Origin of the sequence: Endozoicomonas elysicola (assembly GCF_000710775.1) — a bacterium.
Classification (GTDB): domain Bacteria; phylum Pseudomonadota; class Gammaproteobacteria; order Pseudomonadales; family Endozoicomonadaceae; genus Endozoicomonas; species Endozoicomonas elysicola.
In genome coordinates, this window is record NZ_JOJP01000001.1 from 2,275,166 (window position 1) to 2,294,883 (window position 19,718).

Here is a 19,718-nt window from a genome sequence, read left to right on the forward strand (position 1 = left end):
AAAGAGTAAACAAACGTCAAACGTCCTCTTACACAGTCTTTACTAAATGAAATTCAAACAAAGTATCATTATTGCAGGCTGCTATAAGATCGTTTTCTCTGCAGTTTTTAAGGCCGACAGGGGTTAATTCACCATTGTGTTATTCCTGTAAAATCTGCAAAATCATCGAACAAAAATAACAATAAACAAGAACAAGGATTTCATCCATGTATCAGGTACTTGTTGGGATAGGGCTTCCTGTCGCTCTCATTCTTATCATGATCGGTGTTGGGTTAAGCCTCACCTTCAAGGACTTCACCAGGGTTTTTATGCAGCCCCGGGCTTTTCTGGTGGGCATTACCTGTCAGATGCTTCTGTTGCCGATTGTTGCAGTAGTGATTATTGATCTTGCCGGCTTAAGTGGTGAGCTTGCCATTGGGCTTTTCATACTGGCTCTTTGCCCCGGGGGGACCACGTCAAACCTTTATAGCCTTCTGGCCAGAGCGGATGTTGGGCTGTCCATTTCATTGACGACCATTGCCGGGTTTATCACTACCTTTACGATTCCTCTACTGGGTAACTGGGCGATATATCACTACGCTGGTGAAAACTCCCAGTTTGAATTACCGGTGTTGATTACCTGGGTTAAGTTGATGGCGATTACCATTATTCCAACGTTGATTGGTATGGGAATCCGGATGCAATGGCAGGGCTTCGCTGAGAGGACAGAGCCTTATGTCAGCAAGCTATCCGCCGCGATACTGGCATTGATGATTGTCAGTATCGCCCTGCAACTGGGTGAGAAAGTATTGACGTATTTGCTTCAGGCAGGCTTTGCTGCTTTGGCTCTGAATGTAGTGACAATGGTGCTGGGGTATCTGGTGGGCAAATGGCTGGTGGAAAGTGAGCAGCAGGCAAGAACCATCTGTCTGGAAGTGGGTCTGCAGAATGGAACACTGGCCCTGCTGGTGACCGTTACCATTCTGGACAGTGCTACCATGTCCATTGGTCCAAGTGTATACAGTCTTCTGATGTTTGTTACGGCATCGCTGTTCACGATGGCTGTATTAAGGAAAGATAAAATCGCCCAGGGTAAGGTGGTGACGTCCTGAGAGCAGTACCTTCTGTTCTGGGCTGAATGTTTGCACGAATAAGAAATAAAAAGGAAAGGAAATCATGGCCAGGTATCATCTTGCCCAGGTCAATATCGCGAAAGCAAAAGGCCCAATGGACAGCGCGGTAATGAAGGGGTTTGTCGACCAGCTTGACTATATCAATCAACTTGCGGATAACAGTCCCGGCTTTGTCTGGCGGCTGCAGACGGAAGAAGGGGATGCCACTGATATTTCGGTCTTTGATGATGAACTGATTATTATCAATATGTCGGTATGGCAAACCTATGAGGATCTGAAGCAGTATGTGTATTCGGGTGAACACCTTAGTGTTCTCAAGCAGAAGAAAGACTGGTTCGATAAACTGCCTGGTTCACATCTTGCATTATGGTGGATACCTTCAGACACGATACCTACGGTGGAAGAAGGAAAGCAGGCGCTTGAATCGCTGGATACTCAGGGGCCAACAGAGAAGTCATTTACCTTTGCCCGACCGTATCCAGCACCTGAGCTGAAAAGTGCATAGCAGGTATAGTATTGATGTATGTGTTTATGATGCTGCTGAGCATTCTTTCCGGTTTTCTATTGCTGGTTTCTATCGCTTTTTATCAGGGGATGCAGTTAAAAAGAAATGCACTGCGTCTGCCTGAAGCCACTGGTAAACGGCTAAAGACCAGTAACGCCGACTTTTCTATCCTTCATATTGGTGAAAGTCCCGTGGCCGGGGTCGGTGTGGAAGATATAAGGCAGGGCTTGACCCATCGGGTCGTCAGCCAACTTTCTCACGAACTGAGTGTAGGGTTTGACTGGGAGATACTGGCAAAAAATGGTGCCCGAATTATTGATTCTCTGTCATTCGACGCAGTGATTGAAGAGCCGGATGTGTTAATAGTCAGTTTTGGTGTCAATGATACGACTAAATTTACCAGAGGCTCGATGTTCAATAAAAACATGAAAGCGTGTGTTCGTCGCTTTTCTGTTGGTCATACCAGGGTATTTGTTACCTCAATCCCGAAGATAAACCAATTTCCTCTACTTCCACCCCCATTAAGCTGGGTGCTGGGAGTAAAGGCATATCTTCTGGATAGACAGTTGCAACAGCTCTGCGAGCAGGAAGGGTGGGTATACATTCAGAGTGAGACAGCGCTGGATGCTTCTTTAATGGCTGAAGATGGTTATCATCCAAATGAGTCCGGATATCAGGTTTGGGCGGACATCATTACGGATCGGATATCTGAGGGCTGGAAGGCAAGAGCGGCTTTTGTTTCAAGGCAATGAAGAGGTGTCAGCGTACATAGCTATGTCCTGCTATTTTCTATGGAGATGAATATTCAGGGCTTTATTTATGCAACTCAGCATTACTCAACACTGTCTGTTTTTCTCATTATTTTTATGCCCCCTGGCTTTTTCTGGAAACGATGTGTGGCCATACCCTGACTCACTTGATGCCGTTAATGCAGCGCCTGACTCACATGAAATTCTTTTAGAGAATGACAAGGTTAGAGTATTGCGGGTGGTGATTGAGCCAGGCAGTAAAGAGCCTTTTCATACTCACCGTTCCGGTAGTGTGATGATTGTCGATAAACCTGCTCAGATAAACTACTACGGAGAAGAGGGGGACTTGTTGTTTTTCACAAAACCTACTGATGGAAAACATCACCAAATGCCACAGTGGTTGGACCCGGAAGTTTTACACAGTGTTGAGAACATTGATGACAAAGTTTATAAAGCTTACCGTATCGAAATCAAAGAGTAGCCGGTATCTGGACGCGGGAATGTCTGTCACCGTTATTCTGTCAATGCTTAGAATGGGGCATTTATGATCAGATTTAACGCTTTCGGAAAGCTCATGGTGGTCGAGCGAAAGAATGGAGAGTGGTTGCTCTATAATGATTCTCCAACGGGGGCTCGAGCCAGGGTGTATGATATTGTGATACCGGCTGAGTTACCTGAATCCAGGTTGGGTCAATATCTTGATGATATGTATCATGAGTTCGCTACGGAAAAGCACCATCGTGTTATTCGACTGCACTGATTAGTTTGTTTTTTGTCTGTTCCATTAAACAGGAAGCCGGCTTTAAGGGAGTAATGTCATCATTATCAAATCCGCATTGTGGATGATTGGCGCATTAACGTCATTTAGTTTGATGGCTATTGGAGTCCGCGAACTCAGTGGTTTGATTGACACGTTTCAGGTTTTGTTTTTCCGGAGTGTCATTGGGCTGTTTGTTATTGCTCTAGTGATTGCCTGTTCAGGGAAGGTAGAACGGTTCCGTACTGACCGCCCTGGCCTCCATGGTATCCGGAATATTGTTCACTTTGCTGGGTCATATGGGTGGTTTCTGGGTATTGGGCTATTGCCTCTTGCAGAGGTTTTTGCCCTGGAGTTTACCGTGCCCTTATGGACAGCATTGATTGCCTGCCTGTTCCTGAATGAGCAGCTTACGGTCCGGAAAGTTTTTGCCATAATTCTGGGTATGGTCGGGGTTGTTGTGATCGTTCAGCCCGGCAGTGGGGTTATCAGTCATTCTTCACTGATCGTGCTCGGTGCGGCCATCTGTTATGCCGTTGCCCACTCTTCGACAAAATCTCTTGCTGCTACTGAACACCCACTGACCATTCTGTTTTACATGTGCCTGGTGCAGTTACCTATTGGTTTATGTTTTTCATTGCTGAACTGGCAAAACCCTACCGATGTTCAGTGGTTCTGGATTACCGTTATCGGTATCAGTGCGCTGACCGCCCATTTCTGCATGGCTAAAGCCATGCAGACTGCAGAAGCTACCGTGGTCGTTACTATGGACTTTCTGAGGTTGCCGGCCATTGCCATGGTCGGCGTTGCGTTCTATGCCGAGCCTCTGGAAATTGCATTGATGGTTGGGGCTCTGCTGATGTTGCTGGGGAATTTATTGAATATGTATGTTCCTGAAAATAAGCACGGAGATGTTGCCAGAACATCGCGTTAAGGTTGTGAAGGCTTTCGTCATCCCAAGGTAAAACATTTCATGGAGTTTGATGATGTTGCTGCATCATATGCTGGGATTGGACTTTCCTATTATTCAGGCGCCCATGGCAGGCGTTCAGAACTGGGAACTGGCGGCAGCGGTTGCTGAGGCTGGAGGGCTGGGCTCTATTCCCTGTGGCATGTTGAGTCCTGAACAGGTGCTCACCGAAATCGCAGCATTTAAACAGCACTCTCATAAACCTTATAACCTGAATTTTTTCTGCCATAAAATGCCGGAAATAGATAACGACAAGATGGCAGCCTGGGAACAGAGGTTAGCAGCGTATTATGCAGAGATGAATGTCAGCCCGCCGAATCAGATGGGCAACCTGAGAGTGCCTTTTGATGACGCTACTGCCGAGATTCTGGAGCCCCATAAACCACCGGTGCTCAGCTTTCACTTTGGTTTGCCTGCAGAGCATCTTGTCAGGCGTATCAAGTCCTGGGGAACGGTGATTATGTCTTCAGCTACTACCCTTGAGGAAGGGATCTGGCTGGAAGCCAATGGGGTGGATATTGTGATTGCCCAGGGCGTGGAGGCTGGTGGTCATCGAGGGATGTTTTTAACCACAGATATTGCATCCCAGATGGGGACTGATGCATTAGTCAGGGCATTATTAACGACACTGACGGTTCCTGTTATCGCCGCCGGAGGCATTGCATCCCATCAAGGTATTGTGACGATGATGGATCTCGGCACAGCCGGTGTGCAAATTGGCACAAGCTACCTGCTTTGTGATGAGTCAAAAGCCAGTCCGGTTCACCGTGACGCTTTGAAGTCTCAAATGGCATCAACGGCGTTGACGAACCTGTTTTCCGGTCGTCCTGCCCGAGGGTTAAGTAATCGATTAATGAAAGACCTGAATAATATTTCCAGCGATGCACCGGACTTTCCCTATGCTTCTATTGCTTTAGGTCCTCTGCGTGCACGGGCTGAGTCAGGAGGGATGCCTGACTTTTCACCCTTATGGTCCGGTGAAAACCGGAGTGGTTGTCGAGAAATTCCAGCAGGTCAGTTAACTCGCAGCTTATGGTCTGGAGCTGACTAAGGGTATATTGCAGTGGTCAGTTAATAGACCTGGTCTTTAGTATGAATCCGAAACATTTGAACAAGTTGCTTGATGTTGTCAGGCAGAAAAACCTGATTGATCAGGACAGTGAATGGTCAAACGGCAGCGAAACCTATTTCAGGGAGATCCGGCTGGAGCTGGATGAGGTTCAGGAGGAACTGGATTCTGACAGAAACTGTTACCTTGAAGACGAGCTGGGGGATGTGTTCTGGGATTACCTGAACTTGCTTCTGGCTCTTGAACAGGAAGGTAAAATTTCACTCTCCAGGGTCTTTGAAAGGTCACTGGCCAAGTACAGTGAGCGTATCGAGGGTATACAGCAGGGAGTGTCCTGGTCGGAGGTGAAGCAGAAGCAGAAACAGAGACTGGCTGAGGAGCAGGCGATTGAGGATCACAAGGCTGAGCTTATATAGCTCAGTCTTGTGTTTATTGTTTGCTAGGTATTGATACGTATCAATGTAGGTATCAGTAAATTGATTGATAATTGCGCTGAAATTATTGATGTTTGACTGTCACGAATTTGTCACTGCTGCAATGGTATGCTGACGATGCTGGTGCTTCAACAGTACCCGAGAATGTTCGTATACAGTCATAATAATAGCGGAAACTGTCATTGGTTATGCTGAGAATTGAAAAATACACGCTTAGAGATGGGCAGGCCGGTTGGCAGGCGCATCTGGTAAAACCCCATTGCTCAAAAATACGCGAGACACGTCGTTTCAGTTATTCGGACTACGGTGACTTTGCATTTCAGAAAGCACTGGACTGGATTGAAAGCCAGTATTACCAGCCAGCAGCAAACGATGCGGATAATGAATACCCGGCGATAACAACGATGGATAAATACTGAATTTATTTTTCACCATAGAATGGAATAGGCCATGGATTGGCCTCGCCAGAAAAATCGTTGCTACATTGCTGGTTTTAATGATCTCTACTATCTGTAGTCATAAATAGACTTCATTTGACAGGTCATCCATATCGCACATCTTTCATACTCTGTACCTTCCTGTGTCTATAGTTGTTAAACAAACTGTAAGGAGGTGGTCAGAATGGTTGGTGAAGTATGTTTTAATAATGCCCAAACCCTAAGTTGCACATGTAGCCATCCTCCACCAGAACCGCCTCCGAAGCCTGATTTTTGCAGTAAGGATGATGGTGGAATAAATGAATCAGCTATAATCTTCGCTGGTTTTATTATAGCGGTGTCGGCCGTCGTAATTTATTCGCTATGTGTCGCAAAGCAAGGCGTAAATGAAGGAAAAACATATTCCGAAATTCCTCGCTATATCGCAGACCGTACATGCTCAACTGTAAACTCTTTTTTCAGTGGTCTTGCGAGTAGATTTAGGGGAAGTTCTGAATCTCGGGCAGTAACTGAAAGAGAGAATCCCATGGAACAAATGGAGCCTTTGCATCAAGCTACTGTGTAGACAGAAGGAATCGTCAGCTTGCTTTTCTACTCATGCCTTGTTCCGTAGGCCGTTTCACTGTGAATCCAAGGATTATACCAATTCCATCTTCTGATCATGAACTGCGCAGTCATTTTGAACAGCTGGGTCTTCGTTGGAATTCCTCGCAATAGCCCCGCTATTACGCGTCATTCGGCCTTGCCCAACCGTACAAAATGGCCTGCTCGATATCATGTTTAGAAGGCGGTATTGGTATTAGCTGTTCTTTTGGGGAGGTTGATACTTTTGGTAAGGGGAATAACTTTCTTCTCTGTTTTCGCATAACCCGTTGAGGCAGGCCTGTGAGGGCTTGCCTTAATTTAGATAGAAGTTAATGTTCTTTTTAGTCGGGTTGGCAACGTTATTAAGGGAGTTGTTATTTTCTTACGGAATTTAACCGTTTGATTAACTCATCTGTGGCTTCTACCGCCTTTTTGGCCAGCTTCTCTTCGGTCCAGTCACTGAAATCGGGGTTGGCCAGCAGCCCCTGAAGTGCCATTGCAGCCATTTGTTTTCTGGATGGAAAAATCAGGTTGGCTTTCTTCTGGTTTCTTCTATTGTCTTTGTCTGCCATGCTGCTCTCCCGATTTATTTCTTCATTAGCCAGCAGGCTCAGTGTTTCCCCGTCAAAATGGAAAGCACATGCAGCCAGGTTGCTTCAGTGTTTTACCCCCGTTAATTAAAAGTACATGTATTCAGTATATACCAGAGACCGGTGGTGAATTCTAATACCAACTAAGCTTTCTGGAGTTGTTTTTGAGTAAAGGAACGCTGCTATCAATGTGCTCGCTATTGGTAGCAGCGGGAAGAGCTACCGCAATCATTCAGGCTGCAACGTATCGTCGAATGACAGAACCATGATTTTCATTCTCTACCAGTGTTTTATGTAGAGCGCGAATAGCGTTCTCATAGTCTGACTCGGCAACGATACACTGCATTTCAACCTGTCTAATGGTTTGGTGCAGGGCCATCACATTAATATCTGCATCCGATAGTGCTGAGACTGTTTTAGCGAGTATACCCTTCACTTTCAGGTCAGAACCAATCGCGGAAACCATGGCTGCTTTGTGAATGGCTACCTCCGCCGTTGGGTACTTTTGCTCTGTCAGGCGGACCAGGCGGTTAATTTTTTTCCGGCTTCCTGTGAGGTAGAAGGTAATGCTGTTCGCGTCAGACTCTTTATTGACCAGCTGCAGTTTCAGTTCCTGAATGAGCCGGCTGATCTGCAGGTCGTGCTCGATAGAGCCCAGCATTTCCTGATCAAATATTTCAATGGCGGCGATATCTTTGCGCCCGGCAATAATTTCTACACAGGGTCTCGGGTTACAGTAATTTTGATCAATAATGGTGCCTAAGTGCTCAGGCTCAAATGTATTTTTGATTCTTAGCTTTATGCCGCTTTTCCGGATTTCCTGTGCGGCTTTTGGGTGAATGGCTTCCATACCGAGATTGGATAATTTGTCGGCAACGTCAAAGTTGGTCATACCAATGGGGATAACGTTGTCTTTCCCTGCCAGCTTGGGGTCAGCACTGCTAAGGTGATATTCCTTATGAATAATGGCTTCACGGGCTCCGGTGACAGCAGCGATTTTTGCAAAGGTCATCTCACTGTAGCCACGATCAAAGGTCTTCATCAGTTGTTCCTGGCAGTGTGTATAACCAGTCGCAATGAGCAGCTGTTTCGATGGATCAAACCCTTCAAAGGCTTGTTTGATCATTTCATCCATCGGAAGCGGTTCGCTGGTTTTCCAGCCTGTCAGATCAACAAACCGGGCGTTAATGTCCCGGGATTTCAGAAGCAGGGTGGAGTTAAAAGCACTGTGAGCTTCACCAATAGAGGCCAGCATTTCCCGGACAGTGGCGAGATGTTGCTGGAGCTGAAAATGACCGTATGAGCACAGACTGTGAAGGCTGGTCATGCAGGTTTGGGCATCAGCAATTCTCTGTCGAATAAACTGGTTGGCTTGTGACAGGTAGTGGCCAGAAAACATGTCTTTGTTAATTTCCAGCAGACGTGTTTCGAGTTTGCCCAGCATATCCAGCCATGCATCTTCTTTTTCACCGTCGATAAAGCAGCTGTAGACCCCGGCTTCGCCGGTTTTCTTATGTTCCAGCAGCAGGTCGGTTATACCGGCATAAGCGGAGACGACAAAAATCCGGTTAGAGATGCTGCCGTTCTTTTCATTGAGCCAGATATTGTTCAGCACATCCTGGTATTGGCTCATAGAAGTGCCGCCAATTTTTTCAACGGTATGTGACATTTTTCTGGGGTGCTTTAAATCGGCGTCATGGTTTGGCGAGAGCATAGGTATTCCGGGCGAGGGGTTTTTCCACAAAATGGATCACCCACTCGATTATTAATTTGGTTGTAAGCAAAGAACAGGTTGCTTCTTGGACATGGTGTGATGTTACTGTTTGAGCCATGCATCACATTGCAGTCGAAAAACAGGACTGAACCCGCTTTGGCTTCAGCGCAGTCAATACCGTATTTACTGGCAAGATATGAAAGGCTCTGGTCACTGGGTACACCATATTCCTGTTTCTTCAATGAAGAGAGGTAATGATTGTCAGGTGTTTCCCCTGTGCAGGAAATGTACTCCCGGTGGGAGCCCGGAATCAGCATCAGAGCACCATTATGGGCATTGTTGTCCGTTAACAGTATTGAACAGCTCAGGGCTCCCATGGCTGGCATGCCGTCTTCAACGTGCCAGGTTTCAAAATCGGAGTGCCAGTAAAACTCTTTACCACGGAACCCAGGTTTGAAATTCAGCCTGGACTGGTGGATGTAGATATCACCGCCAAGAATCAAACGGACGACATCGGTGATTCTGGAGTCACGAGCGGTTTTTGAAAATAAAGGTGAAAATGCCGGGTGGTTGCAGTGGATCTGGAATACTGAACGCAAATCGCCACTGCTCATTTCAGTAATTGCCTGTGGAGAGTTCAGGATCGCTGAATCCTGTTTCATCCTTTCCAGTTCACTGATGAAGGCGATGACCTCTTTTTCATTAAAGAGGTCTGGTATCAGCATGTACCCTTTTTCCTGATAATGTTGCAGCAGGTCTTCAGTCAGATGTTCTGCCGGATGGATATCAGAGGGGTGCAGGACTGGGTCGGTACGCCAGATAATGTCGTCCTTATCATTGATTCTTGATGGATAAAGATCATTTTGCTGCTGCATGGCTTGATCAACTGTCTTCCAGAAGCGGATAAACACCATCTTTGTCGTGAACTTCCTGGCCGTTCAACGGCGGGTTGAAAACGCAGGCAAGCTTAAGCTCGCTGTGGCCTCTCAGAAGATGCTCATCGTGCTTATCCAGAACGTAGAGGATTCCCGGTTTAATAGGGTATACCTTTGAGTCGGCCAGCGTTTCAATTTCGCCTTCACCACTAATGCAGTAGACGGATTCCAGGTGGTTCTGATACCAGATATGGGTTTCGGTATTGGCATAAATGGTGGTGATATGGAAAGAAAACCCCATGTTGTCGTCTTTAAGCAGCATCCGGGTGCTTTCCCAGTGCCCGTCAGGGGAGACAACACGGCGCTCTGACTGTTCTGCGTCTTGAAGTGTTCGTACAATCATTTTTTATTATCTCAGCTGGCTACCCGGTACAGGTTGCGAAATTGATTTTTTTTACTGAATGGTTTGCTTTCTGCCGTGCACACTTCTGCAAAAGCGTTCTCTATAATATCGAGACCTTTTTCAAGGTTCTCATCATTGATAATCAGCGGACAGAGCAGTTTGACGACCTGATCGCCAGGGCCGCTTGTTTCAATAATCAGCCCATTCTCAAGGCAGTTACGGGTGATTTTTGCTGCCAGCTCGCCAGTACCGCAGTCAATCCCCTGGAACATGCCTCGCCCACGTGTGGTCAGACTGCTGTCCCCATGTATCTCGGCAATGGTTTTCAGGCGGTTGGCGATGTAGAGTGATTTCTTCTTAATGTTTGTGGAAAATTCATTGTCGGACCAATAGTGGTCGATGGCCACTTTGGCCGTGACAAAAGCCAGGTTGTTGCCACGAAATGTGCCGTTATGTTCACCGGGCTTCCACTGATCCAGCTCTGGGCGGAAAAGTACAACAGCAAAGGGGAGGCCGTAACCACTGAGGGATTTTGACAGGGTCACAATATCAGGTTTTATGCCGGACTCTTCAAAGCTGAAAAAGGTCCCCGTTCTGCCACAGCCTGCCTGAATGTCATCAACAATCAGGAGTATGTCGTATTTTCTGCAGACGTTTTCCAGGTTTTTCAGCCATTCAAAGCTTGCTGCATTAATGCCGCCTTCACCCTGCACTGTTTCAACGATCACTGCCGCAGGAAGATCGACACCACTGCTTGAATCACCAAGTACCTTATCCAGATACTCTGTCGTATCAAGGGACTCATTAAAGTAGCCGTCGTAGGGCAGTCGACTGACACCGTTCAGGCTGATTCCGGCACCGTTGCGGTGGTGGCTATTGCCCGTGGCGGCTAGGGAGCCAAGACTCACACCATGGAATCCGTTTGTGAAGGCAATGACATCGGTTCTGCCGGTCACTTTTCTTGCCAGCTTCAGGGCGGCTTCAACGGCATTGGTGCCGGTTGGTCCGGTAAACTGCACAACGTATTCCAGTTCCCTGGGCTTCAGAATGTTCTCGTTGAAGGTGGTCAGAAATGCTTCTTTGGCTTTTGTGTGCATATCAAGGCCGTGGGTAATACCGTCAGCCTGAATGTATTCCAGCAGCGCTTCTTTGAATACCGGGTGGTTGTGACCATAATTCAGTGTTCCTGCGCCGGCCAGGAAGTCCAGATACTCATTATTGTTTTCGTCGTACAGGAACTCCCCCTGTGCCCGGTGAAATGTCTGGGGAAAGGAGCGTGCATAGCACTGCACGCCAGACTCTAGTTCATCAAAAATATTCATTTATCCAATTGCCTCAGTCAGATGACAGAATTGTTCGCTGCTGCTTCGGGGCGTTACCGCTTCTGATGTTCTCGTTTTGGTGCCGAGATAGAGGATTTCATCCTCATGATCTTTATCAAGGTGGATACCGCTTTTGAAGTGATCGAAGGTTTCGACGGTCATTCCCTGGTTCTCGAAAAAGGCCTGGAACAGTTTCTGAGAAGGGATGTTGTCGGGTGAGATGGTGGTTTTCAGGCGTTGCAGTTGCTTGTGTCGGGCAAACAACCTGTTCAGCATTTGTGATGCGATGCCTCTTCCACGGCACTGTTGATCCAGGGCTACCTGCCAGATGAATAAGGTATCTGAGCTGTCTGGCGGTATGTAGCCTGAGATAAAGCCGACAATGTCACCATCAGCGCTCTCTGCGACAATCGACGTGCTGGCAAAATCGGTGCATTGCAATAGATTGCAATACAAAGAATTTTTATCCAGGGGAGGGCATCGATTGATCAGCTGATGTACGACGTTGCCGTCCATCTTGTTGGGTTCTCTATAAGAAATATGCATAGTACTTAGATATATTAGTTATACTAAAATTTAGTATTCCTATATATTTTAAAGCATTTGTCTGTCGCTAAATCAAGGTTTTGTCACTTTTTCTGCATTTTTCTCTTTCTTTTACTATTAGTTATTCATCGTGTTTCTATGTATTTTCTGCTTGAAATTACCCAACAAGCATTGAATAGTAGGGCTACCAGAAAATTTGCAGTGAGAAGCTCTGAAAATGGCAAGAAGTCAGGATGCACTGGTATTGTTACGTCGGATTATCAGATCAACCGATATGCAGGATAAGGAGATCAGCCGCTGCAGCGGGCTCACCCTGCCTCAGTTAATGACGATGCAAACGCTCAGGCTATCGACTCAGATTACGACGGGTGATCTGGCGAAGGCGATTGGTCTTACACAGGCAACAGTGACCAGTATTCTTGACCGCCTTGAAAAGAAGGGGCTGGTTTGCCGGGAGCGAGGAGAAGAAGATAAACGCAAGGTCTGGATCAGTTTGACGCCTGCAGGGCTTGAACTGCTCAAAAAGGCACCGACTCCGCAACAGGATCTTTTTACACGTAGCTTTGAGGACATGCAGGACTGGGAGCAATCTATGGTTATTTCAGCGTTGGAACGCGTTGCCTTCATGCTGGATGCTCAGCACCTTGATGCGGCACCTATGCTGGATATCGGACAGATTGACAGGGACGATACCGACTCCGGCAATTGGAGCTAAGCACTGTTGATCTGTTTGAGAGTTTTGCGGGTGACTCTCGTTGAACGCTATTTTCAACATTGCCTGTGAAGCTTATTGCCTGTTTTTTGCGGGTCAGTTAGCGTTATAATCGAGAAGTGGAAGTAAATCCAATTGCCTGAAAATAAAGGGGGTAGCATTATGTCCCGAACAATAAAAGGCTTGCTGGCAGGGATGTCATTGTTGGTAAGTACGACGGCTGCGGCTCAGAGTGATAATCACGTCTATGTGGGGCTTGGCTGGACGGTGAAAAACGGCTGGGTGCCTTCAGCCATTGTTGGTGCCCGCAGTGTGGATGTTGATGGTGTTGGTGATGTCACCGGCGTAGATCTTTCCCTTTCCTATCATCTTACAGATGGCTTCGATAAATTCCTGCTGAAAGGCGTCAGAGGCGAGATTGACTGGCAGGCTGAGTTGGGCGGCGGGTATGACTTTCAACAGGAAGCATTGCTTTTGGCTGGAGGCGTACAGGGGCGGCTGATTAATTTTTCTGCAAATGTTTCTATGAGTGGTGATATTGATGGTGGTGTAGCCATCAATAGTATTGATAAATATGAATGGCAGCCATAGGGCTGAGTTTTGTAAATAACTTTTGTCCACTTTCATAATTGAGCTTGATTGAACGGTTAGCGCTTTACTATGTAGGAGCTATGTAAGGCGCCAGATCTGCTTATCTTTATCTCTTCTGAATATTGCCTTCATTAAAATCTGATGAAGGTCTTCTGTCACAGGCTCTCAGCATATTTTATTTTTCATTTTTAATCCATTTTGGTTATTGCTGCAGGGTTTAGTTGGTATTATCGTACACGCATGTAAAGTGTGATGTAGATCACAAAAATGATGAGTTCAGTCGATTATCAAAAAGCGGTTATCTGGAGTTTGTCGAAATTCAGCCAGCAGAAAAAAGCGGCTGACTTTTTTGACTCTTTGAGGACCGGTTTGTGTGTTTATTCTCCGGGGGCTCAAAGCCTTTACGGTAAGTATGATGTTTACTGGGGAACATCTCAGCGGGAAAAACTGGTGGTCATGCCTGACTTCGCGCAGCATTTATGGACCATTCAGCGTCTTGATCTTTCTACTGCACGACAGACAGGTATTTATCTGGTGCCTGGAGAAATTATCGGGCGTGATGGTTTTTACCTCTCAGTGCGAGATAGCAGTAAAAAGCGGATTCTCGTGCCCGCTAAAACAGGTTTCAGCAAAATAGCCCGGTTGTTTGAGAAAAAGATCGGTCAGCCTTTTTGCCCGATTGTTACCCGGGGTGATTTAAGAGAGTTCCGTCAAAGCCACCCTTATCTTCATCTGCATCATATTGATATCACCCGGATTCCGGTAGTCAGTGATTTGACTAAGCGGGATGTACTGGATATGTCCAGGCAGAAACTTTCTTCCTTGTTGAGTGAAGGGCTAAATTAAGGGGAAAAGTAGTCATTGGTAGTTGACGGCAATTTGAAAATAGGGATAATACGCCACCACTGGCTCGGCGCAACATTGATGCGACTGCGAGTGAGTTAACGGGGTATAGCGCAGTCTGGTAGCGCGCCTGCTTTGGGAGCAGGATGTCGGGAGTTCGAATCTCTCTACCCCGACCAAATATGCAAAGCCCATACTTTCGAGTATGGGCTTTTTTTATGTGCATGGATGTACTGTATGCTGGCAATGCAAGGAGCAATTGCCAGCATATGACATGGATGCACTGTATGCGTGCAATGCACAGCTGCGTGGATACATGGATGCAGAAGCTAGAGTAACGCAGGGCGGTTACCGAGGAGCAGTTTCTGGGATTATCTTTCCTTTTTGATTTATAGGTTAGATAAATACTGGTCAATCCGATTTGCTGCAAGTTATCTGTTGCTCGAAACATGCCCCGTTTTTATTGCTGCATTGATTCAGGACCTTTCCTCGGGCCTCCGCTTCTGTTGCTGCGTGGGCAAACAGGCCGCCGGCACGTATGTCATTCAGATAACACCCCCACTGCATGCTGTGTCCCTTCGGGGTGTCAGGCTCTAATGCCATAACCCTTTTTTCCAGTCGTCTTACCTCTTTGCGAAGCTGCTGCACTTCTTTCCTTAGTTCCTGGACTTCCGGGGTGTCAAAAGCCTGAATGCCGGGGCCGAGCAGTAGCATAGATAATACGATTAAGTACTTCATGGTTTTTCCCGTTAAGTGGTTCCAGAAGGGATTTTTGAAAACTATAGCCTTAATCTGTGTATATTCCGTAACCAGTTTGCGGGAATCACCACTACACAAAGGCTGAGGGTTTGTTAAAGTATGAATCGTTCCGGTATGGAGGTGTTTTAAGAAGTAGCGCTTTCATGGTGTCCGGAACGCTTCTCAGTTATGAGAATCGGGGTATAGCGCAGTCTGGTAGCGCGCCTGCTTTGGGAGCAGGATGTCGGGAGTTCGAATCTCTCTACCCCGACCAGGTTGTTTTTTTATTAGCCAGCTTAATGCTGGCTTTTTTTTATCTGCATTTTTTGTGAAAAATTTCCATTGTAAACACAGTGGAATACTTTCTGTTCCTCCGTGTCTCTGTAGTGAAATCTCTTATCCCCCTTGGGGATTTGTCAGTTGAATAAGTAGCTGACCTCAAGCCATCAGCTGCTCAATCAGGGTGACTTGGTCATCCGTTAATGATGTTTTCTGACAGTGCAGATCCTGCTGCATATGTTCTGCATCACTGGTTCCGGTGAGAATGATCATTCCCATTTTCAGTGCCGCCTGAAAAATCACCTGAGGTCCGGTCAGCCCGGTTCTGTCCATAATGCTCTGAAACTCCGGTTTTTCAAACATGGCTGTATTGGCCGTCAGCAAAGAAAACCCCTGGTAATGAATATCATGCCGCTGGCAGAGTTCGCGTATATTGGCATCCCAGCCTGTTCTGGCAAAGCATCGGTTCTGCACCAGCATGGGTTTGATGGCCGCGTGGTGGCTCAGGTATTCCAGCTGGTCATGGTTTACATTGCTGACACCTAACAGTTTGATATGACCGGAACGGTAGAAATTCTCCATGGCTTCCCACACTTCAAAATCCTTGTCACTGAGTCCGCTTGATTGAGAGGGACCATGCAGCAGATAAGCATCCAGATAGTCTGTCTGCAAATGCTCCAGAGAAGAGAGGAAAGACTGTTCAACCTGAGTTTTAATATCTGCCTCTGGGTCATAAGGTAGTCGGTTATCCTGTCCCTCGATATAGGTGAACTTGGTTTGAAGAAACAGGTCATCGCGGCTTTTACCGCTGACCTGATAATAGTTTTGTAAGGCTTCCCCGACGCCTTCTTCATAATAATGTTTACGCTGATTAGCGGTATCAATGGCAGTGAAGCCGTGGTTCAGGGCTTGCAGGGTGAGCTCGCTGGTGGCCTGTTCTTTCCAGGCAGTACCATAAATAAAGCGGGGGACTGCTGTGTCATGAAGATAAAGTGGGTCGGTCTCTGGCAGTTCGGCCATCGTCCTTGCCTCCTTTTCGTTTATAGAGAGTGTGATGTAAAAAAGTAACGTCCCCTAGGGCCTGTTGACGTTTCGTTGCGAGCTCAGCGGATCAGGTCGCTCCTATGACGAGGCGCGGCATTGCAGTAAGGCTGGCTGCCTTTCAAAATGCCGCAACGAAGTCATAGGGGCGCCCTGATCCGCCAGAAGGGTGGCCCAGAAAAGCGCCATCTGCTTTGTCAGGCTTGATTGATGTAGAATAACTACACGCTGCTCAAGCCTTTCGAGCATATGACGCTTTTCTGGGTCACTGAGCAAGCAACGAAACGTCAACAGACCCTAGCCAGGCTGTGCCTTTTCAGAATAACTTTAGTGTAGAGCTGGGCTCATGACATAATGTCGGCATGGGTGTAGAACTTTCTATGGAAACTTTTTCTGGAAAAGCGAGTATTCAGAAGACTTTGAACGATGAGCCTATTTAAAACTGAGCTTTTTAAAACCAAACCGTATCGGTTAGGCCTGACACTCTCTGGTGGTGGTGCGAAGTGCATGGCTCAGATTGGGCTTCTACAATACCTCAAAGAGCAGGAGCTTGAGCCGGATATTATTTCAGGAGCCAGCGGTGGGGCGATGGTGGGTGCTCTTTACAGTGCAGGTTATGCACCGGAAGAGATTCTCGATTTTTTTGTCTCAACCAAGATGTTCAGTTTCAGAAATCTTTCGTTTAATGCGCTCGGGCTGATTGATTCCGGCAAGATTGCGAAAAATTTCCAGCCGTATTTTCCGGAAGATAGCTTCGAATCGTTGAGTAAACCGTTGTATGTGGTGGCGACAGATTTGAATCGTGCCCGACAGGTGGTATTCAACAGTGGGCCGTTAATTAATGCCCTCACCGCATCATCGGCTTATCCTGGTATGTTTACTCCGGTTACATGGCATGGCACTGTTTATGCGGATGGTGGGATTATCAACAATTACCCCTCAGATTTAATTCACGATCAGTGTCGTCATCATATCGGGATGTATCTGGCCCCCATTATGTCGAGACCCAGTGAGCACTTTGGTAACACTTTTGATGTTCTTGATCGGGTGTTTCAGATTTACAGTTCCGCGAGGCAGTATTCCAATATCAACTTGCCCGAGGTGTCATTGGCCCCGGAAGGGATTGAGGAGTGCAGTGCTTTTATGGTGAAGCCGGATCAATTAAAGTCTATTTACGAGCTGGGTTATAACTCCACCAGGAAGTACTTTGAGAGTGAGGGGGCTGACTGGCTGCGGAATATGAAGGGAAGTGCGCAGAAACGCACTTCCTGGTTTAAATTGCCGATAGGCTCTGATACTCAGTAAGCACAAAGTGATCAGTCATACCGCTGACATAATCCAGAACAAGTCGTGCTCTAAAGTACCATTCAAGGTCGTTTGCTTCGGCGGTAGAGTGGTCTTCCTGTTCCAGTTGATGAACCGCACGAAAATAGGCCGCTTTGTATTTGCGGGATAACCGATGGTTGAGCCGGTGTTCGATAAAATGTTCACCATCGTCAAGATTTTCAAGGTTAGCAAATGCAGTTCTGGGCAGTTCAAGGATTGGACGGTAGATGTCCAGCAACCCTATCAGGGCTGCATAGCCCCGAAGTTCCGGTGTTTCTTTTTCCTGACTACTGAACACATGACGTATCGCAACGGTTTTCAGTGTTTTCAGTGCGAGGTGCTGGTCAGACCCCCCGTCAATTAAGGGTTCATCCAGAGTGCCATGAAAAACGGCCTCATGCTTCTGGATATAGCGATTGGCCGCATAGCTCACCAAGTCCTTTACCAGTTGTGAGCGCAGATGGCGAATAAAATCCTGAGGATTATCACCGGCGACCTGCTCTGCGGTTTGGATAATGTCAGGCAGATAGCTGCTGCTATCACTGAATTCCTGCCACACTTTCTTCAGCCAGAAACTGAGTCCCCGAAACGAGAGGATGCCTTTATCAACGGCATCTTCAAGATCGGCAATGCAGTACGAAATATCGTCCGCCGCTTCCATGATATATACCAGGGGAAAGCGGCAGTTCTCTTTGATATCGAGATTTTTCCAGATTTCCTGGATCAGGGCTTGCTCTGAATAGTAGAACCCTGGTTTTTTCTGGCGATAGTCAAACCCAGTTTTTTTGTTTTGAAAAGGTGTTCGGGTGTATTTGATGGTGGCTGCCAGTTGTGACCAAGTAAGGTTGAGCGCCTGCAAAGTATGAATGATTCTCAGGCCCTGAGCATTCCCTTCGAAGGTTGATAAGTCTGGTAGCAATACAGTGTAAAAGTGTTCTGAATGCCCGGTTTGGCCATTCAGCGCTTGCTGTCTCAACATTGCTTTCTGATGACAGTGTTCGCCGTGCTCTTGTATCCAGCGGCTGAAAGCGGCTTCGCCAAAGTGACCAAAAGGCGGGTTACCCACATCGTGCAACAGGCAGGACATTTCTACCAGGTTGGAAAATGCGGTTTCAATGCCTTCCAGCCCCAGTTTTCCAAGCTCTCCGCTCTGGTTCAGTTGATCCAGAATGGTCTTGGCCAGATAGCGACCCGTTTGCTGAACTTCCAGCGAATGTGTTAACCGACTGCGAACGGCCGCATTGGTTTCCAGTGGGTAGACTTGGGTTTTCTGCTGAAGCCGACGCAAAGCGGCAGACTGAATAATACGTCCCCGGTTACTTTCTGTTTCTGTAATTAAATCTCTTGGCTGCGAATAGACTCTTTGCTCGGGACGATCACAGGTGAGTTTCTTAAGGTAATCCAGAGATTCCATAGGATGGTAACCGGGAGATTATATGTGTGCTCAGGTTATCATATCTTTCGGCTGTTCGTTGAGTTGCATGTCTTGCAGGGTGGGAGTATTAGGAACACCTGCCAGAGGCGGCAGGTATTACAGGGTGGATGTTGCGATCGAAGGGGGAAGAGTTAACTAGATATGCTTTTTAAACTCGGCTTTCACTTTGTCCCAGAATGATGCTTGCAGATTTCTGTTGCAGTACTCAAGGAGTGTAGGCTTGATAGTTTCAATTCCTTGAACATCAAAGGCGGTATCTTCAGGTTTTCCGGATTTGCTGTATGCCGTAGCCCAGCCAATAGCATAGGGCTGGTAGTTTTCCTGAAGGTCAAGATAGTCAGCGCAAGTCCATTCAGTGATAGGTTTGGCTGGTTTACTGCTGGAAGTGGGTGATTTGCTCTTGTCGGAGCTTGCGGCTACGGCAGTAAGGGATAGAGCGGTCAGTGTCATGGCGAGACCAAGCACTTTTATTTCCATCGTGAGAACCCTTTACGGTGATAAGCCTGAAAAATTTTAGTCTAAGGGGGATGTTCTGCCAGCTTTGCGTTGTGAGAAAAATAAACACATATTCAGTTATTTTAGTGAATAGCTAGCCAGCTTTCAGTTTCAAAGTTTCTTTAATTTAACCTTATTCAAATAATGTTATAAACGTTAGTACTTATTGTTTTCGTTGTTTGCTTTTTGA

Annotated in this window: 23 protein-coding genes and 2 tRNA genes; 15 read left to right on the forward strand and 10 right to left on the reverse strand. The window is 46.8% G+C overall.

Features of this window, described 5'->3' with window-relative positions:
• Positions 1-206 precede the first annotated feature (206 nt).
• From GV64_RS09715 to GV64_RS09755, 9 genes are all read left to right on the forward strand, one after another.
• Positions 207-1,091 (forward strand): bile acid:sodium symporter family protein, encoded by an 885-nt coding sequence (locus GV64_RS09715; RefSeq protein ID WP_020585032.1) that lies wholly within the window; start codon positions 207-209, stop codon positions 1,089-1,091.
• A gap of 64 nt (positions 1,092-1,155) precedes the next feature.
• Complete coding sequence (locus GV64_RS09720) at positions 1,156-1,617, forward strand: DUF3291 domain-containing protein (RefSeq protein WP_020585031.1); 462 nt, start codon at positions 1,156-1,158, stop codon at positions 1,615-1,617.
• A gap of 14 nt (positions 1,618-1,631) precedes the next feature.
• Entirely contained in the window at positions 1,632-2,369 is a 738-nt protein-coding gene (locus tag GV64_RS09725) for an SGNH/GDSL hydrolase family protein (protein WP_020585030.1), read from the forward strand.
• Positions 2,370-2,436: 67 nt separating this feature from the next.
• Complete coding sequence (locus GV64_RS23725) at positions 2,437-2,847, forward strand: hypothetical protein (RefSeq protein WP_020585029.1); 411 nt, start codon at positions 2,437-2,439, stop codon at positions 2,845-2,847.
• A gap of 63 nt (positions 2,848-2,910) precedes the next feature.
• Positions 2,911-3,126 carry a DUF7661 family protein gene (locus GV64_RS09735; protein WP_020585028.1) on the forward strand — a complete coding sequence of 72 codons (216 nt, stop codon included), beginning with the start codon at positions 2,911-2,913 and terminating at the stop codon, positions 3,124-3,126.
• Between the two features lie 82 nt (positions 3,127-3,208).
• The gene (locus tag GV64_RS09740) at positions 3,209-4,057 is read left to right on the forward strand and encodes a DMT family transporter (RefSeq protein WP_020585027.1); all 849 of its coding nucleotides are present in this window, start codon (positions 3,209-3,211) and stop codon (positions 4,055-4,057) included.
• A gap of 49 nt (positions 4,058-4,106) precedes the next feature.
• Positions 4,107-5,144, forward strand: coding sequence for an NAD(P)H-dependent flavin oxidoreductase (locus tag GV64_RS09745; protein ID WP_330218049.1), 1,038 nt, complete (start codon positions 4,107-4,109; stop codon positions 5,142-5,144).
• Positions 5,145-5,185: 41 nt separating this feature from the next.
• The gene (locus tag GV64_RS09750; RefSeq protein WP_020585025.1) at positions 5,186-5,578 is read left to right on the forward strand and encodes a MazG nucleotide pyrophosphohydrolase domain-containing protein; all 393 of its coding nucleotides are present in this window, start codon (positions 5,186-5,188) and stop codon (positions 5,576-5,578) included.
• A 206-nt stretch (positions 5,579-5,784) separates the two neighbouring features.
• Positions 5,785-6,015, forward strand: coding sequence for a hypothetical protein (locus GV64_RS09755; RefSeq protein WP_020585024.1), 231 nt, complete (start codon positions 5,785-5,787; stop codon positions 6,013-6,015).
• A 977-nt stretch (positions 6,016-6,992) separates the two neighbouring features.
• On the opposite strand, the gene GV64_RS09765 is transcribed toward GV64_RS09755, so the two are convergent.
• The 6 genes from GV64_RS09765 to ectA all read right to left on the reverse strand — a co-directional run bounded on the left by GV64_RS09765 (position 6,993) and on the right by ectA (position 12,068).
• Positions 6,993-7,190 (reverse strand): hypothetical protein, encoded by a 198-nt coding sequence (locus GV64_RS09765; RefSeq protein WP_020585022.1) that lies wholly within the window; start codon positions 7,188-7,190, stop codon positions 6,993-6,995.
• 250 nt (positions 7,191-7,440) lie between these two features.
• Positions 7,441-8,922 carry an aspartate kinase gene (locus GV64_RS09770; protein ID WP_236632932.1) on the reverse strand — a complete coding sequence of 494 codons (1,482 nt, stop codon included), beginning with the start codon at positions 8,920-8,922 and terminating at the stop codon, positions 7,441-7,443.
• On the reverse strand, positions 8,892-9,797 hold the full coding sequence (thpD, locus tag GV64_RS09775) for an ectoine hydroxylase (protein ID WP_026258646.1): 906 nt from the start codon (positions 9,795-9,797) through the stop codon (positions 8,892-8,894). Before thpD ends, GV64_RS09770 begins: the two co-directional genes overlap by 31 nt.
• Before the next feature lie 7 nt (positions 9,798-9,804).
• Complete coding sequence (locus GV64_RS09780) at positions 9,805-10,200, reverse strand: ectoine synthase (protein ID WP_020585019.1); 396 nt, start codon at positions 10,198-10,200, stop codon at positions 9,805-9,807.
• Between the two features lie 11 nt (positions 10,201-10,211).
• A complete protein-coding gene (gene ectB, locus GV64_RS09785) occupies positions 10,212-11,522 on the reverse strand; it encodes a diaminobutyrate--2-oxoglutarate transaminase (protein ID WP_020585018.1) in 1,311 nt (436 codons plus the stop codon).
• Positions 11,523-12,068, reverse strand: a complete 546-nt coding sequence (ectA, locus tag GV64_RS23730) for a diaminobutyrate acetyltransferase (RefSeq protein ID WP_269078658.1) — start codon at positions 12,066-12,068, stop codon at positions 11,523-11,525.
• 217 nt (positions 12,069-12,285) lie between these two features.
• On the opposite strand from ectA, the gene GV64_RS09795 reads away from it, so the two are divergent.
• The 4 genes from GV64_RS09795 (at position 12,286) to GV64_RS09810 (ending at position 14,393) form a co-directional block, all read left to right on the forward strand.
• Positions 12,286-12,783: a MarR family winged helix-turn-helix transcriptional regulator gene (locus GV64_RS09795; protein ID WP_020585016.1), complete on the forward strand. Its 498-nt coding sequence runs from the start codon at positions 12,286-12,288 to the stop codon at positions 12,781-12,783.
• A gap of 159 nt (positions 12,784-12,942) precedes the next feature.
• The gene (locus GV64_RS09800) at positions 12,943-13,371 is read left to right on the forward strand and encodes a hypothetical protein (protein WP_020585015.1); all 429 of its coding nucleotides are present in this window, start codon (positions 12,943-12,945) and stop codon (positions 13,369-13,371) included.
• A 267-nt stretch (positions 13,372-13,638) separates the two neighbouring features.
• Positions 13,639-14,217, forward strand: coding sequence for a hypothetical protein (locus tag GV64_RS09805; RefSeq protein ID WP_020585014.1), 579 nt, complete (start codon positions 13,639-13,641; stop codon positions 14,215-14,217).
• Between the two features lie 99 nt (positions 14,218-14,316).
• A tRNA-Pro gene (locus GV64_RS09810) sits at positions 14,317-14,393 on the forward strand.
• Positions 14,394-14,625: 232 nt separating this feature from the next.
• Here the strand turns inward: GV64_RS09810 and GV64_RS09815 are convergent.
• Positions 14,626-14,952 carry a hypothetical protein gene (locus GV64_RS09815; RefSeq protein ID WP_020585012.1) on the reverse strand — a complete coding sequence of 109 codons (327 nt, stop codon included), beginning with the start codon at positions 14,950-14,952 and terminating at the stop codon, positions 14,626-14,628.
• Positions 14,953-15,149: 197 nt separating this feature from the next.
• Here GV64_RS09815 and GV64_RS09820 point away from each other — a divergent pair.
• A tRNA-Pro gene (locus tag GV64_RS09820) sits at positions 15,150-15,226 on the forward strand.
• Between the two features lie 164 nt (positions 15,227-15,390).
• Here the strand turns inward: GV64_RS09820 and GV64_RS09825 are convergent.
• Complete coding sequence (locus GV64_RS09825; RefSeq protein ID WP_020585011.1) at positions 15,391-16,251, reverse strand: aldo/keto reductase family protein; 861 nt, start codon at positions 16,249-16,251, stop codon at positions 15,391-15,393.
• A 447-nt stretch (positions 16,252-16,698) separates the two neighbouring features.
• Between GV64_RS09825 and GV64_RS09830 the strand changes: the two genes are divergently transcribed.
• Positions 16,699-17,577 carry a patatin-like phospholipase family protein gene (locus GV64_RS09830; protein ID WP_020585009.1) on the forward strand — a complete coding sequence of 293 codons (879 nt, stop codon included), beginning with the start codon at positions 16,699-16,701 and terminating at the stop codon, positions 17,575-17,577.
• Here the strand turns inward: GV64_RS09830 and dgt are convergent.
• Both dgt and hdeA read right to left on the reverse strand, forming a co-directional pair.
• Positions 17,546-19,012, reverse strand: a complete 1,467-nt coding sequence (dgt, locus tag GV64_RS09835) for a dGTPase (protein WP_020585008.1) — start codon at positions 19,010-19,012, stop codon at positions 17,546-17,548. The genes GV64_RS09830 and dgt overlap by 32 nt on opposite strands.
• Positions 19,013-19,168: 156 nt before the next feature.
• On the reverse strand, positions 19,169-19,510 hold the full coding sequence (gene hdeA / locus GV64_RS09840; RefSeq protein ID WP_020585007.1) for an acid-activated periplasmic chaperone HdeA: 342 nt from the start codon (positions 19,508-19,510) through the stop codon (positions 19,169-19,171).
• Positions 19,511-19,718 lie beyond the last annotated feature (208 nt).